At 61.8% G+C, this 13473-nt stretch carries 12 protein-coding genes and 1 pseudogene; 5 read left to right on the top strand and 8 right to left on the bottom strand.

From position 1 onward, the window contains the following. Positions 1-67: 67 nt before the first annotated feature. The 3 genes from HBO24_RS07750 to HBO24_RS07740 form a co-directional block, all read right to left on the bottom strand. On the bottom strand, positions 68-994 hold the full coding sequence (locus tag HBO24_RS07750) for an SdiA-regulated domain-containing protein (RefSeq protein WP_170044515.1): 927 nt from the start codon (positions 992-994) through the stop codon (positions 68-70). A 264-nt stretch (positions 995-1258) separates the two neighbouring features. Next, positions 1259-1924, bottom strand: coding sequence for a fumarylacetoacetate hydrolase family protein (locus HBO24_RS07745; RefSeq protein ID WP_057440416.1), 666 nt, complete (start codon positions 1922-1924; stop codon positions 1259-1261). A 24-nt stretch (positions 1925-1948) separates the two neighbouring features. After that, a complete protein-coding gene (locus HBO24_RS07740) occupies positions 1949-3343 on the bottom strand; it encodes an FAD-binding oxidoreductase (RefSeq protein WP_057960917.1) in 1395 nt (464 codons plus the stop codon). 205 nt (positions 3344-3548) lie between these two features. Between HBO24_RS07740 and serA the strand changes: the two genes are divergently transcribed. Then, positions 3549-4778 carry a phosphoglycerate dehydrogenase gene (serA, locus tag HBO24_RS07735; protein ID WP_170059523.1) on the top strand — a complete coding sequence of 410 codons (1230 nt, stop codon included), beginning with the start codon at positions 3549-3551 and terminating at the stop codon, positions 4776-4778. Positions 4779-4841: 63 nt separating this feature from the next. Here the strand turns inward: serA and HBO24_RS07730 are convergent. Further along, a pseudogene (locus HBO24_RS07730) lies at positions 4842-5266 on the bottom strand (DUF4399 domain-containing protein). Between the two features lie 134 nt (positions 5267-5400). On the opposite strand from HBO24_RS07730, the gene HBO24_RS07725 reads away from it, so the two are divergent. Continuing rightward, positions 5401-6024, top strand: coding sequence for a transporter substrate-binding domain-containing protein (locus HBO24_RS07725; protein ID WP_115129227.1), 624 nt, complete (start codon positions 5401-5403; stop codon positions 6022-6024). Between the two features lie 147 nt (positions 6025-6171). Here HBO24_RS07725 and HBO24_RS07720 read toward each other — a convergent pair whose 3' ends face one another. Both HBO24_RS07720 and HBO24_RS07715 read right to left on the bottom strand, forming a co-directional pair. Beyond that, complete coding sequence (locus HBO24_RS07720; RefSeq protein ID WP_170059522.1) at positions 6172-6666, bottom strand: DUF523 domain-containing protein; 495 nt, start codon at positions 6664-6666, stop codon at positions 6172-6174. Positions 6667-6668: 2 nt separating this feature from the next. Beyond that, positions 6669-7301 (bottom strand): 2OG-Fe(II) oxygenase, encoded by a 633-nt coding sequence (locus HBO24_RS07715; RefSeq protein WP_057440421.1) that lies wholly within the window; start codon positions 7299-7301, stop codon positions 6669-6671. A gap of 131 nt (positions 7302-7432) precedes the next feature. Between HBO24_RS07715 and HBO24_RS07710 the strand changes: the two genes are divergently transcribed. Then, complete coding sequence (locus HBO24_RS07710; protein ID WP_057440422.1) at positions 7433-8185, top strand: DUF2059 domain-containing protein; 753 nt, start codon at positions 7433-7435, stop codon at positions 8183-8185. 41 nt (positions 8186-8226) lie between these two features. Here the strand turns inward: HBO24_RS07710 and HBO24_RS07705 are convergent, their stop codons facing one another. Further along, a complete protein-coding gene (locus tag HBO24_RS07705) occupies positions 8227-9168 on the bottom strand; it encodes an alpha/beta hydrolase (protein ID WP_170059521.1) in 942 nt (313 codons plus the stop codon). Positions 9169-9279: 111 nt separating this feature from the next. Here HBO24_RS07705 and HBO24_RS07700 point away from each other — a divergent pair, with 111 nt between their 5' ends. Beyond that, entirely contained in the window at positions 9280-9855 is a 576-nt protein-coding gene (locus HBO24_RS07700; protein ID WP_057440424.1) for a DUF6436 domain-containing protein, read from the top strand. A gap of 27 nt (positions 9856-9882) precedes the next feature. Then, positions 9883-12252 (top strand): penicillin acylase family protein, encoded by a 2370-nt coding sequence (locus HBO24_RS07695; protein WP_170059520.1) that lies wholly within the window; start codon positions 9883-9885, stop codon positions 12250-12252. Between the two features lie 25 nt (positions 12253-12277). Here HBO24_RS07695 and HBO24_RS07690 read toward each other — a convergent pair whose 3' ends face one another. Next, positions 12278-13243: a GlxA family transcriptional regulator gene (locus HBO24_RS07690; RefSeq protein WP_115129231.1), complete on the bottom strand. Its 966-nt coding sequence runs from the start codon at positions 13241-13243 to the stop codon at positions 12278-12280. Between the last annotated feature and the right edge of the window lie 230 nt (positions 13244-13473).

The following is a 13473-nucleotide window of genomic DNA, read 5'->3' as shown; positions in this document are numbered from 1 at the left end:
TAAACTTAAACGCAGCTCAATGTCTGGGGAATGCCGCGCATAGAGAAGAGTCCGACGTATTAGTCGGCTATTTCTGCTTATCGAACCGATAAAACAGATTGGGCTCGCTGACCATGTACAGCGTGCCGTTTTCGTCCATGGTCACGCCTTCGGCGCGGGGGATCGTGTTTTTCAGGCCATTGAAGCCGCCCAGCACGGTCATGAAGCTGACCTGTTGACCCTTTTCGTCCAGCTCCAGCAGCAGATGAGAGTCGGCGGACAGCACCAACAGGTGGCCGGTACGCGGATCGACACTCAAGGCCGAGAGGTTGCGGATATCCAGTTCGGAGCTGGGCAACTTCTGCTTGTCGCCCGCCAGGACCTGGCCGCCGTCGCTGGCCCAGGTAAACAACTGCGCCGGACGCTCGATACCCAGCACCAGCTGTTGATTGCGTTTGTCCCAGGTAATGGCCTCGAATGCCTTGTTCTGGTTCTCGGAGGGGCCCAGGTCGTAGCTTGGGAAGTCGGCGAAAGCCAGTTGGCGCGTGTCGGCATCCACCTTGACCAGCGTCACGTTGTGCCTGCGCTCATCCACGATGCCCAGCACGCCGTTTTCCATGACCGTCACGCCTTCCGGGTTGCTCCAGCCCACCAGGGGAATCTTGCGCAGCACATCGCCCTGCAGGCTGAGTTCCACCAGGAACGGGTTGCGCCCCATCACTGCGAATAAGGTTTTGGTCTGCGGGTTGTAGGCCAGGTCCGACGCTTCGTCCTTTTCCATGCCGGGCAATGGCTTGGCGTCGATCACCGCCTGGTAATCCGGAAGCCAGACGCTTTCTCGGCGTTCGACCGGGCTTTCAAAGCGCTCCAACACCCATAACGCGCCCCGGTCATCCCAGTGCATCAACCAGGAAACCCCATACATGATCACCCCGGCCAGCAACAGCCAGGAGTACCAGCGCATATTCAGGCGCGGGCGCGGGGTGGGATTCGCAGAAGAAAGGGGTACGGCCATGGAGGCATTCCAGATAATCGGCTGTCGGTGATGGCCCAGGGCTCAGAGCGCCTGGGTGCCATATGGCCGAGGATTATCCGGATGGCGTGTGAAAAAAATGCAAAACCCCGATGTGCGCAGCACGCACAAATAATCTGTGTACGGGCTTGTGTGGGAGCCGGGCTTGCCCGCGATGCAAGCACCGTGGTGTATCAGGCACACCGCGGTGATGCTATCGCAGGCAAGCCAGCTCCCACACAAGCCGGCTCCTACAGAGAGATGGGGTTAGCGTACGGCGCTTTCGAAGCGACTGACACCCGGCAATTCCAGCACCAGTTCGTCACCCACTTGCAGCGGGCCCACGCCCACAGGGGTGCCGGTCAGGATCACATCCCCGGCCTGCAGCGAGAAGCAACCGGCCATGTGCTGGATCATCGGCACGATCGGGTTGAGCATCTGCGCGCTGTTACCGTCCTGGCGCACCTGGCCATTGATGGTCAGGCGAATGCCGATATCGGTAAAGTCCGGGAAGGTGCTGCCCACCACGAACGGGGCAATGACCGCCGCGCCGTCGAAGGACTTGGCGATTTCCCACGGCAGGCCCTTGGCCTTGAGTTCGGCCTGCTTGTCGCGCAAGGTCAGGTCCAGGGCCGGGGCGAAGCCGGAGATGGCGTCCAGCACTTCTTCACGGCTCGGGGTTTTCGACAGGGGTTTGCCGATCAGCACCGCGATTTCCGCTTCGTAATGCACCGAACCGCGCTCGGCTGGAATGGCAAAGCCGCCTTCCAACGGCACCACGCAACTGCCCGGCTTGATAAACAGCAGAGGCTCGGTCGGCACCGGGTTATCCAGTTCCTTCGCGTGTTCGGCGTAGTTGCGCCCGATGCAGACCACTTTACCCAGTGGAAAGTGGATGTTGGTGCCGTCGACGTACTTGTGCTGATAGCTCATGGCCCGCTTCCTCTTTCGTGATGGTTAAACAGCGAAGATCTTGCCCGGGTTCATGATCCCGTTCGGGTCGAACACCGCTTTCACTGCCTTCATATATTCGATTTCAACCGGGGAACGGCTGTACGTCAGGTAGTCGCGCTTGGTCATGCCCACGCCATGCTCGGCGGAGATCGAGCCGTTGTACTTCTCGACGGTCTCGAACACCCACTTGTTGACGGTGGCGCACTTGGCGAAGAACTCGTCCTTGGACAGGTTTTGCGGCTTGAGGATATTCAAGTGCAAGTTACCGTCACCGATATGGCCGAACCAGACAATTTCGAAGTCTGGGTAGTGTTCGCCGACGATCGCGTCGATTTCCTTGAGAAATGCCGGCACTTTCGACACGGTGACCGAGATGTCGTTCTTGTACGGCGTCCAGTGGGAGATGGTCTCGGAGATGTACTCGCGCAGCTTCCACAGGTTGTGCAACTGGGTTTCGCTCTGGCTCATCACGCCATCCAGCACCCAGCCCTGCTCGACGCAGTGTTCGAAGGTTTCCAGGGCGTGGTTGGCCACTTCTTCGGTAGTGGCTTCGAATTCCAGCAGGGCGTAGAAAGGGCACTCGGTGTCGAACGGCGCCGGCACATCGCCACGGCCGAGGACTTTGGCCAATGCCTTGTCGGAAAAGAACTCAAAGGCGGTCAGGTCCAGCTTGCTCTGGAACGCGTGCAGTACCGGCATGATCGAGTCGAAGTCAGCAGTGCCCAACACCATGGCGGTGAGGTTTTTCGGCGCCCGGTCCAGGCGCATGGTGGCTTCGACCACAAAGCCCAGGGTGCCTTCGGCGCCGATAAACAGCTGGCGCATGTCATAGCCGGTGGCGTTCTTGATCAAGTCGCGGTTCAGTTCCAGCACATCGCCCTTGCCGGTGACGACCTTCATGCCCGCCACCCAGTTGCGGGTCATGCCGTAGCGAATGACCTTGATCCCGCCGGCATTGGTGCCGATATTGCCGCCAATCTGACTGGAACCGGACGAGGCGAAGTCCACCGGGTAGTACAGGCCGTTTTCTTCGGCGACGTTCTGCAACTGCTTGGTGACCACACCCGGCTGGCACACGGCGGTGCGATCGGTGAGGTTCACGTCGAGGATCTGGTTCATATAGTCGAACGACACCACCACTTCGCCATTGGCCGCCACGGCGGCCGCCGACAGACCGGTACGCCCACCGGATGGCACCAGCGCCACCTTGTGCGTGTTGGCCCAGCGGACAATGGCCTGCACCTGTTCAATGGTCTTGGGGAAGACGATAGCGGTCGGGGCGGGGGCGAAGTGCTTGGTCCAATCCTTGCCGTAAGCCTCCAGGGAGTCGGCATCGGTCAGCACTTTGCCGGGCTCAACCAGGGTCTTTAGCTCATCAATCAGGGCAGGATGGGTCATCGACAGAACTCTCGAACAATTCATGGTCATCCTGAGAACGCTTCACGTCGCAGGAATGAGTGTTTAGCGGGGCGCGTATGCTAGCATACCGCCCCCGCAGGACAGAGCCCAAGGGCGTTTCTGCGGTGACGGCTTTCCTGCCGTCCGGGTCAGCTTAAGCGATCCGATTCCCTGCCATTTTTCTCCGGGATACAGGTTTACGCAGATGAGCAAGACTTCTCTCGATAAGAGCAAGATCAAGTTCCTTCTTCTGGAAGGCGTCCACCCATCGGCCGTCGACGTCCTAAAGGCCGCCGGGTACACCAGCATTGAGTACATCACCAGTTCTCTGCCGGAATCCCAGCTCAAGGAAAAGATCGCCGACGCGCACTTTATCGGCATTCGCTCCCGCACCCAGTTGACCGAAGAGATCTTCGACCACGCCAAGAAGTTGGTGGCGGTCGGCTGTTTCTGCATCGGCACCAACCAGGTCGACCTCAATGCAGCGCGCGAGCGCGGTATCGCGGTGTTCAACGCCCCGTACTCCAACACCCGTTCCGTGGCGGAGCTGGTGTTGGCGGAAGCCATCCTGCTGTTGCGCGGTATCCCTGAGAAGAACGCTTCCTGCCACCGTGGCGGCTGGATCAAGAGCGCGGCCAACTCCTTCGAAATCCGCGGCAAGAAGCTGGGTATCGTCGGCTACGGCTCCATTGGTACCCAACTGTCGGTACTGGCTGAAGGCCTGGGCATGCAGGTGTTCTTCTACGACACCCTGACCAAGCTGCCGTTGGGCAACGCCACCCAGGTGTCGAGCCTGACCGAACTGCTGGGCATGTCCGACATCGTTACCCTGCACGTGCCGGAAACCGCTGAGACCCAGTGGATGATCAGCGAGAAAGAAATCCGCGCCATCAAGAAGGGCGGGATCCTGATCAACGCCGCGCGCGGCACCGTGGTCGAGCTGGATGCCCTGGCCGACGCGATCAAGGACAAGCACCTGATCGGCGCCGCCATCGACGTGTTCCCGTTGGAGCCACGCTCCAACGACGACATCTTCGAAAGCCCGCTGCGCGGCCTGGACAACGTGATCCTGACCCCGCACATCGGCGGCTCCACCGCTGAAGCCCAGGCCAACATCGGCCTGGAAGTGGCAGAGAAGCTGGTCAAGTACAGCGACAACGGTACGTCGGTGTCCTCGGTCAACTTCCCGGAAGTGGCCCTGCCGGCTCACCCTGGCAAGCACCGCCTGCTGCACATCCACCAGAACATCCCGGGTGTGATGATGGAGATCAACAAGGTTTTCGCGGAAAACGGCATCAACATCTCCGGTCAGTTCCTGCAGACCAACGAGAAGGTCGGCTACGTGGTGATCGACGTCGACGCCGAGTACTCGGACCTGGCGCAAGAGAAGCTGCAGCACATCAGCGGCACTATTCGTAGCCGCGTGTTGTTCTAAGGTTTCAAGCGTGTACGAAAAAGGGAGCCCCTCGGGGCTCCCTTTTTTTCGTCTGAACAAATCTTACTTGACGGTAACGGTGATCACTTTTGAGGCTACAGTAGGCTCGAACTGACGATGCAGGTTATCGCCCGCCACCAGTTGCAGGGTGTGCTTGCCTGGGGCCAGGGTCAGCTCGGTCTTGGTTTGCGCCTTGCCGAAGTGGATCACGGAATCGGCTGGCTTGGGTCAGGCAATTGGGTCTGGTCGACCAGCAGGTGGTGATGGCCTGCGCCTGGCACCTGTTTGTCGATGGGTTCCAGGTCCATGCCTTTGATGCCGAACTCGACGGTGAAGGTCTTATCGACCGTAGCACCATCCTTGGGTGAAACAATGAACACTTCAGCACCCTTTGGCGCCGGTGTACGTGGGATATCTGCGGCAGACGCCAGCATTGAAGCCCCCAGCAGCAGGCTGGCCAGGGTTGCACGAGACAAAATGGTTTTCATTAACTTCTCCAGTTTTTCTGTGAAATCTGTAGGGTTATGACAACTTAGTGACGAAACGTTGTCCAAGGCACTCGACACCATAGCAAAGCGAGCCTTAACCGCGTCTCGCACCTTCGAATTCTTTAGGAGTGACCATGCGTTTTCTGCCTGGCCTGTTACTTGTGCTGCCTTTGCTGAGCCCCCTGGCTCACGCCGAACTGTTCGACGACGTGTTTGACCGTGGGGAGCTGCGCATTGCCCTGGAAGCGGACACGCCGCCCTTCAACTTCAAGGAAGGCGACAAACTCACCGGTTTTGAAGTGGAACTGGGTGAGTTACTGGCTCGGGAAATGGACGTACGCGCCTCCTTTATCACCACCGACGACAGCGACTTGCTGCCCGGCGTGGAAAGCGGCAAGTACGACGTGGCGATCAACCACATCGCTGTGACTCCTGAACTGCAGGATCGTTTCGATTTCAGCGCGCCTTATAGCTATGCCAATGCCCAGATGCTTGCTAACAAGCAGCAAAAACCCCTGTTGAGCGGCCTGAATACACTCACCAGCAGTCAATTTGCCGCCAAGCCCACCGCGGGCGTGGATTTGCGCAGCCGTGTCGATGCCAAGGCCACGTTGACCCTGGCCATCCCCTTCCAGAAGGGCAACCCGGCGTTCAAATCGAGCCTGGACAAGGCACTGGAGCGGATCAAGGCCGATGGGCGGCTGACGGCGCTGTCGGAAAAGTGGTTTGAGGCAGATACCAGCAAACCCGCCAAATAACCAATGTGGGGCCAGGTTTGTGTGAGAGCGGGCTTGTGTGGGAGCGGGCTTGCTCGCGAAAGCGGTGTGTCAGTCAACAAATCTGGCACTGATAAACCGCATTCGCGAGCAAGCCCGCTCCCACAAAAGGCTGGTCCTACATGGGATTTAAGCGGGGTTTGAGAGCTGGTCCAGTGCGGCAGCCGCCTCAACCAGCTCCAGCTCGCTGAACACCAGTACCCCATGGCGCTTGAGCAACGCCGCCGTCACGCCTTCGCCCGTGACTTTCACCCCACTGAAGGTGCCGTCATACGTCAGCAGGTTGCCGCATGACGGGCTGTTGGCCTTGAGTACGGCGATGCGGATGCCATGAAGCTGCACCAAAGCCAGGGCCTGGCGCGCGCCGTCAAGGAAGGCTTCGCTGAAGTCCTCGCCATTGGCGGTCAACACTTGGGCGCGGCCTTCCCACACATCCATGCCCTGCCCGCCCGGAATCTCGGCAGATGGCCGTGGGGTAGGCAGGCCACCGGCCACTTCCGGACACACCGCGACCACTCGGCCCTCGGCTTGCCAGGTCGCAAGTTGGTCAAACGGCCCGCTGGTCCCACCGTCGTAACGTACGCGATGCCCCAGCAGGCAGCGGCTGACCAGAATCTTTTGCATGCTCAAAACGGCTCGTTGCCCCGCCGGCGAAACCAGCCGGTCAGGGACAAGCGTTCGCGGTGGGCAGGCAGGACTTCATGGGGCACTTCCCCCGACAGGAACACCACCAGGCAACCGCCGGCGGGGTCCACATCGTGCTCAACGCCGTCCTTGAGGTACATGCGTAACTGGCCGCCGTGCTCGGGCAGCCAGTCCTGGTTCAGGTAGACCACCGCCGAGACCATGCGCCGGTCATCGTCGCGAAAACGGTCGAGGTGCTTGAGGTAAAACGCCCCCGGCGGGTACATGGCGAAGTGGCATTCGAACTCTTCCAGGCCGAGGAACAGCCCACGGTTCATCGCCAGCCGCAGGCTGTCCATCAACGCCAGATAGCGGTCACAGATAGCTGCCTGGCCGGGCTCCAGCCACTGGATATGGTCGCCACGGATCCCCTCGCGAATCTCCTGGGCCGGGCCGCGTCCGACAGCGGCCGGTGCCAATTCACCTTCAGCGGCACGTTTATGGCACTCAGCCGCCAGTTCCAGGGTCAGAGCCTCTGGCAGGAAGATGTTCTGCTGCGACCAGCCCTTCACGGCCAGGTCGTCGACAATGCGTAGCAGCAGCGGGTCATCAGGGGATATTTGCATGGCGCGCATAGTATCCATACGCCTGGCAAACCGACAGCGCCGCCTAGCGCCTAAACACACTTTAGTCAGGTGACTGATAGGACTTCTCGACAAATCCTACGCCCGACACGGACAATAGTGGCCGACTGACAGGAGTCCCTATGCGTCGTTTGTTTTTATCCTTGCTGATGTTCTGCGTATTGCCCGCCTGGGCAGACAGCCATGACCAGTTGTATGCGGTCGCCGGCTGGCCGGAACAACGCGCGCATTTTAATGACGCCTTGAGTGCTGCCCAGCAGCGCTACCGCAACAGCTTGCCGCCGGCGGTGTACCAGGCGCTGGTGGACAACAGCAATAAACGCTTCGCCCCCAAGGCCATGGATCAGCGCGCCGAAGCCCAGTTGCGCCAGAACCTGGCGGACCCCAAACCGGCGCTGGCGTTTTTCCAATCGCCGCTGGGGCGCAAGATTGTCGCCGCCGAGTTACTGGCGACCCGCCGTGACCAGTTGGCCAAGAACGCCCAGGGTTTGCCGCAGATCCAGGCCGACGCCACCCGCAGCCTGATCATCGGTCACCTGGCCCAGGCCCTGCCCGCCCGCGAAGCCGGGGCCGAGGTCAGCCTGGCGATTGCCGGCGTGGCCGCAGACAGCCTGAGCCAGATGATCCCCGGCCTGTTGGGCGGCGGTCAGGCGCAAAGCATGCTCAACGGCCAGCGCGAGCGCTTGATGCAGCAGATCGGCAATGACCTGAACAACACTTTGCTGTACGTCTATCGGGATCTGTCGGACCCGGAGCTGGAAGAGTTCGCCACCTTTGCCGAATCGCCAGAAGGCAAGGCTTACTACCAGGCGGCACTGGCGGCGATCCGCGCCGGGCTGGCGGTGGGGCAAAGCACTTCAAGCCTGGCCCCGTAACAATCTGCGAACGGGTTTGCCTGCTCCCAGATTTGATTGCGTCAGGTCAGATGGTCGCTGAGGAACTTGAAGTATTCCTCGCGAATTTGCGGCAGTTCATTGGCCAGATGATGCCGGCCCTTGGGCAACATCAGGATCTGCGGCTGATCAAACTTGCCGCGCAGCACCTGCAGGTTGTGCTGCCAATCCACCGTCATATCCTCCTCGCCCTGCACGATCAGGGGCCGCCGCGTGCTGCGCGGCGCGGCCTCGATACGTTTGATCCAGCGCGCCAGCGCGCCCACCCAGGCGGTCGGCAACTGCCGGGGCTGTAGCGGATCGGCTTCGAGGAACGGACGGAACGCCGGGTCATTGCTGTTATCGCTGAAACGTCGGGCGATGCCTTTGACGAACGGCTTGAGCAGGTAATAGCTCAGTTGCGACCAACCCCAGGCACGCGGCCGCACCAGTGGCGACAACAGGAAGGTCTGGCCTTGCGCCGGGCTGCTGGCGCCCTGGTTGAGCAGATGGTCCACCACAATCGCCCCGCCAGTGCTTTGCCCGAACAGATGCCAGGGCTTGGGCAGCTGCAGCGCGTCGGCCTGTGCGAACAAGCCCTGCACCACATGCTGGTACACCGCGAAGTCGTCGATACTGGCGCGCTCACCGCTGGACAGGCCATGACCCGGCAAATCGCAGGCAATCACCACGAAGCCCTGGTCCAGCCCCCATTCCACCACGCTGCGGTACAACCCCATGTGGTCGTAGAAACCGTGGAACATAAACAGTGTTGCCACAGGTTGCGCCGGCCACCAGACCTGGCTGACCACCTCGAACCCATCCACTTCGAAGCGCCCCAGGCGGCTGGCCACCGGGGTTTTGCGCGCGGCGAGGTCCAGCCCGTAGAAGCGCTGGTAGACCCTGGCCTCAGCCGAAAGCGGCTGCGCGTCCACCAGGGGCCGCAAGCTTTCGCGCAGATGATCGGGGTCAAAGGTAACGGGCATAAGTACTTCCAGACTAGGGCTTCACAGCAGTGAACAGATGAATATCGAGTCGCGATATTCATCTGTCAGGGCAAGCATGGCAAGCTACGCCACCGTCGAGGATTGTTCTGAATGCGAAAACCCTACCGCTCTGCCCTGCTCGCCAGCCTGATCCTGCTGATCTGCGCCGCCGTGCTGTGGGCCGCGTATGACTGGTTCCAGGGCCGCTACCTGCGGGCATTCAGCGAACATACGGCGGTGTTCTCCGGCGACCTGCTGCGCCTGCCCGACGACCTCGCCGGGCCCGGCCCGATCCGCCTGGTGCACTTCTGGGACCCGGCCTGCCCGTGCAATGTCGGCAACCAGCAGCACCTGAGCGAACTGATCGAGCAATACGCGCCCCAGGGCGTGGAGTTCTATGCCCTGCAAAAAGCCGGCAGCCACGGCCAACTGCCCGAGAACCTCGGCGCGATGAAAATCATCACCGCCCTGCCCGGCGCCGACCAGGTACCCGCCAGCCCAGCGGTAGGCATCTGGGACCGCAACGGCAAACTGGCGTATTTCGGCCCGTACAGCGAGGGCCTGACCTGTAATTCGAGCAACAGCTTTATCGAACCGATCCTGCAGGCGCTCAACGGCGGCCGCGCGGTGAATGCGACCCACACCCTGGCGGTGGGCTGCTATTGTTCCTGGCCAAAAGGCTCCTAGCCCAACTTCTAATAATAAGGATCGTTCATGAAGCGCGTCTTGTCGGGTCTCGCGGCCCTGCTGGTGTTGATCGCCCTCGGGGCTGGCTGGTACGTCTACAGCAAGCAACCGACCCGCCAGGGCACGGTGGAGCTGGCCAACCTGCAAGGCTCGGTGACGGTGCGCTACGACGACCGTGGGGTGCCACATATCCGCGCCGAGAACGAGGCCGACCTGTATCGCGCCCTGGGGTATGTGCACGCCCAGGACCGCCTGTTCCAGATGGAAATCATGCGCCGCCTGGCGCGCGGTGAGCTGGCCGAGGTGCTCGGCGCCAAGTTGCTCGACACCGACAAACTGTTCCGCAGCCTGCGCATCCGCGAGCGCGCCACCACCTACGCGGCGCAGATGGACCGCCAGTCACCGCACTGGAAGGCCCTGCAAGCCTATCTGGACGGGATCAACCAATATCAGGACCGCCACGCCAGCCCCATGGAGTTTGACGTGCTGGGCATCCCCAAGCGGCCGTTCACCGCCGAAGACACCATCAGCATCGCCGGCTACCTGGCCTACAGCTTTGCCGCAGCTTTTCGCACAGAGCCCTTGCTGACCTACGTGCGCGACCAACTGGGCAGCGACTACCTGAAGGTGTTTGACCTCGACTGGAAACCCAAGGGCGACCTGAGCCTGGCCGCCGCCGACTGGCAGGGCTTGAGTGCCATCGCCCGCCTCAGCGAGCAGGCCCTGGCCGACAATGGCCTGCCGCAGTTCGAAGGCAGCAACGCCTGGGCCATCAGCGGCAACCGCACCAAGAGCGGCAAGCCGTTGCTGGCGGGCGACCCGCATATCCGCTTCTCGGTGCCGTCGGTGTGGTACGAGGCGCACCTGTCGGCGCCCGGCTTTGAACTCTACGGTTATCACAACGCCCTGGTGCCGGTGGCGTTCCTGGGCCACAACAAAGCGTTCGGCTGGAGCCTGACGATGTTCCAGAACGATGACCTCGACCTGATCGCCGAGCAGGTCAACCCGGACAACCCCAACCAGGTGCGCTACCACGACCAGTGGGTCGACATGACGACCAGCGAGCAACAGATCGCGGTCAAGGGCCAGGCCCCGGTGACGCTGACCCTGCGCCAGTCGCCCCACGGCCCGATCATCAACGACGTGCTCGGCGCCAATGCCGGCACCACGCCGATTGCCATGTGGTGGGCGTTCCTCGATACCGAAAACCCGATCCTCGATGGCTTTTACCAGCTCAACCGCGCCGACACCCTGGCCAAGGCCCGCATGGCAGTAGCCAAGGTGCATGCGCCGGGGCTGAATATCGTGTGGGCCAATGCCAAGGGCGATATTGGCTGGTGGGCTGCAGCGCAGTTGCCGATCCGCCCGGCCGGGGCCAACGCCGGATTCATCCTCGATGGCAGCACCGCCCAGGCCGACAAGCTGGGCTTCTACCCCTTCAGCGCCAACCCCCAGGAAGAAAACCCGGCCCGTGGCTACGTGGTCTCGGCCAATGCCCAGCCGGTGTCACCTACTGGCATGCAGATCCCCGGCTACTACAACCTGGCGGACCGTGGCCAACAGTTGAACGCGCAATTGAGCGACAACCAGGTCAAATGGGACCTGGACAACAGCCAGGCCCTGCAACTGGGCACCACCACCGCCTACGGGCCACGCCTGCTGGCGCCGCTGTTGCCGGTGCTGCGCGAGGTGGTCAAGGATCCCGCCGAACTCAAGTTGCTGGAACAGTTGGCCGCGTGGAAAGGTGATTACCCGGTGGAGTCGATCCCGGCCACGCTGTTCAACCAACTGTTATACGACCTGACCGACGCGGCCTTTCGTCCCAAGCTGGGTGACGAGATGTTCAAGACCCTGATCACCACCCGTGTGGTCGACGCCGCCTTGCCGCGCCTGGCCGCTACTGCCGATTCGCCGTGGTGGAACGGGCAGCGCGCCGCGACCGTCAAGCGCGCCTGGGACAACAGCCTGGCCCATCTGAAAAGCACCTTCGGCGACGACCCGGCACAATGGCAGTGGGGCAAGGCCCATACCCTGACCCACGGCCATCCACTGGGCATCAAGCAGCCGCTGGACCAGATCGTCAATGTCGGGCCGTTTGCCGCACCGGGCAGCCACGAAGTGCCGAACAACCTGTCGGCAATCATTGGCCCGGCACCGTGGCCGGTGACTTACGGCCCGTCCACCCGACGCCTGGTGGACTTCGCCGACGCCGCTCACGCCCTGACCATCAACCCGGTGGGCCAAAGCGGCGTGCCATTCGACAAGCACTATGCCGATCAGGCCGAGACCTATATCGAAGGCGGGTACGAACAGGCGCATTTTGATGAAGAAGAGGTCCAGGCCAATACCCGTGGCACCCTCAAACTGTTGCCCGCCCGCCCCCCACAACAGCCCTGAAGAAACACACTAAACATGTGGGAGCTCAAACCGGCGCCGCAAAGTTGAGTCGGAACTGCTGCGGCGTCACCCCCAGCCGGCGATTGAACACACTGCGCAGGTGCTGGGCGTCGCGAAAGCCGCATTGGTAGGCCACGGTCTTCAGCGGCGCCGTGCTGCTTTCCAGTAGCACCCGCGCCGCATCCACCCGCGCCCGCTCGACAAACTCCGCCGGGGTGATCTGCGCTTCACGGGCAAATACCCGCGAGAAATTACGCGCACTCATATTGGCCGCGCGGGCCAGGTCAGCAATGCCCAGGTCGCCGGTCAGGTTCGCCAGCACATACAACTGCACCTGTGCCACGGCTGAGGTGGCTTCGGCGTGGGGCGTGAGAAACGGGCTGAACTGCGATTGGCCGCCGCTGCGCTGGGTAAACACCACCAGGCGCTTGGCCACGCTCAGGGCCACTTCCGGGCCGTGGTCCTGGGCCAGCAGGTACAACGACAGGTCGATACCCGCCGTGACCCCGGCCGACGTGTAGAGGTTGCCGTCCTGCACGTAGAGGCGGTCGGCGTCGACCCGAGTCGAGGGGCACAGACGCGCCAGATCAGCCGCATCGCTCCAGTGGGTGGTAACGGTTTTGCCATCCAGCAATCCGGCCCGGGCCAGCATGAAGGCGCCGTTACAGATCGAACCGAAGCGCCGGGCCCTGGCGCTGGCGTCCTGCAGCCATTGATTGAACGCCAGGCCGAAATCCTCGAAGGGCAACTGCGGGCCGCCAGCGACCAACAGCAGGTCATAGGCTTGCAGGGCTTCGCTGTAATGGGTGTGGGCCTGCAATGACAGGCCGTTGGAGCAGGCGATCTGACCCTGGACCTGGCCGATGACTTCGAGTTGGTAATGATCTTCCGGCGCCAGGAAGCGATTGGCCTCGCAGAACACATCCATGGGACCGGTCACATCCAGTGACTGGACGCCGGGAAAGATCAGGATCGCGACGGTCTTGTGCATGGGTACACCTTCCTCTGGACTGTCGCAAAACCCTGTGGGAGCTGGCTTGTCTGCGATGGCATCACCTGGGTATACCTGATGTACCGAGGCGATGCTATCGCAGACAAGCCAGCTCCCACATTGGATCGTGTACAACCATGGCGCGATATGAAGGCACATTGGCCGGGATCGCGCCCCCGCGGCGGTGGTTGCCTGGCAACTGGGCGATCAGACTGCACTCATCAGCGCCA

The sequence above is a fragment of the Pseudomonas sp. WS 5410 genome (genome assembly GCF_012985645.1).
Lineage (GTDB): Bacteria > Pseudomonadota > Gammaproteobacteria > Pseudomonadales > Pseudomonadaceae > Aquipseudomonas > Aquipseudomonas shahriarae.
Note: the sequence above shows the minus strand (reverse complement) of the source record. Positions and strands in the feature narration are given on the sequence as shown.

Excerpts from the sequence above, each read along its gene's own strand:
- HBO24_RS07705 (WP_170059521.1), bottom strand. The coding sequence starts at position 9,168 with ATGCCCGTTACCTTTGACCCCGATCATCTGCGCGAAAGCTTGCGGCCC.
- serA (WP_170059523.1), top strand. The coding sequence starts at position 3,549 with ATGAGCAAGACTTCTCTCGATAAGAGCAAGATCAAGTTCCTTCTTCTG.
- HBO24_RS07720 (WP_170059522.1), bottom strand. The coding sequence starts at position 6,666 with ATGCAAAAGATTCTGGTCAGCCGCTGCCTGCTGGGGCATCGCGTACGT.
- HBO24_RS07740 (WP_057960917.1), bottom strand. The coding sequence starts at position 3,343 with ATGACCCATCCTGCCCTGATTGATGAGCTAAAGACCCTGGTTGAGCCC.
- HBO24_RS07745 (WP_057440416.1), bottom strand. The coding sequence starts at position 1,924 with ATGAGCTATCAGCACAAGTACGTCGACGGCACCAACATCCACTTTCCA.
- HBO24_RS07710 (WP_057440422.1), top strand. The coding sequence starts at position 7,433 with ATGCGTCGTTTGTTTTTATCCTTGCTGATGTTCTGCGTATTGCCCGCC.
- HBO24_RS07715 (WP_057440421.1), bottom strand. The coding sequence starts at position 7,301 with ATGCGCGCCATGCAAATATCCCCTGATGACCCGCTGCTGCTACGCATT.
- HBO24_RS07725 (WP_115129227.1), top strand. The coding sequence starts at position 5,401 with ATGCGTTTTCTGCCTGGCCTGTTACTTGTGCTGCCTTTGCTGAGCCCC.
- HBO24_RS07750 (WP_170044515.1), bottom strand. The coding sequence starts at position 994 with ATGGCCGTACCCCTTTCTTCTGCGAATCCCACCCCGCGCCCGCGCCTG.
- HBO24_RS07700 (WP_057440424.1), top strand. The coding sequence starts at position 9,280 with ATGCGAAAACCCTACCGCTCTGCCCTGCTCGCCAGCCTGATCCTGCTG.
- HBO24_RS07695 (WP_170059520.1), top strand. The coding sequence starts at position 9,883 with ATGAAGCGCGTCTTGTCGGGTCTCGCGGCCCTGCTGGTGTTGATCGCC.
- HBO24_RS07690 (WP_115129231.1), bottom strand. The coding sequence starts at position 13,243 with ATGCACAAGACCGTCGCGATCCTGATCTTTCCCGGCGTCCAGTCACTG.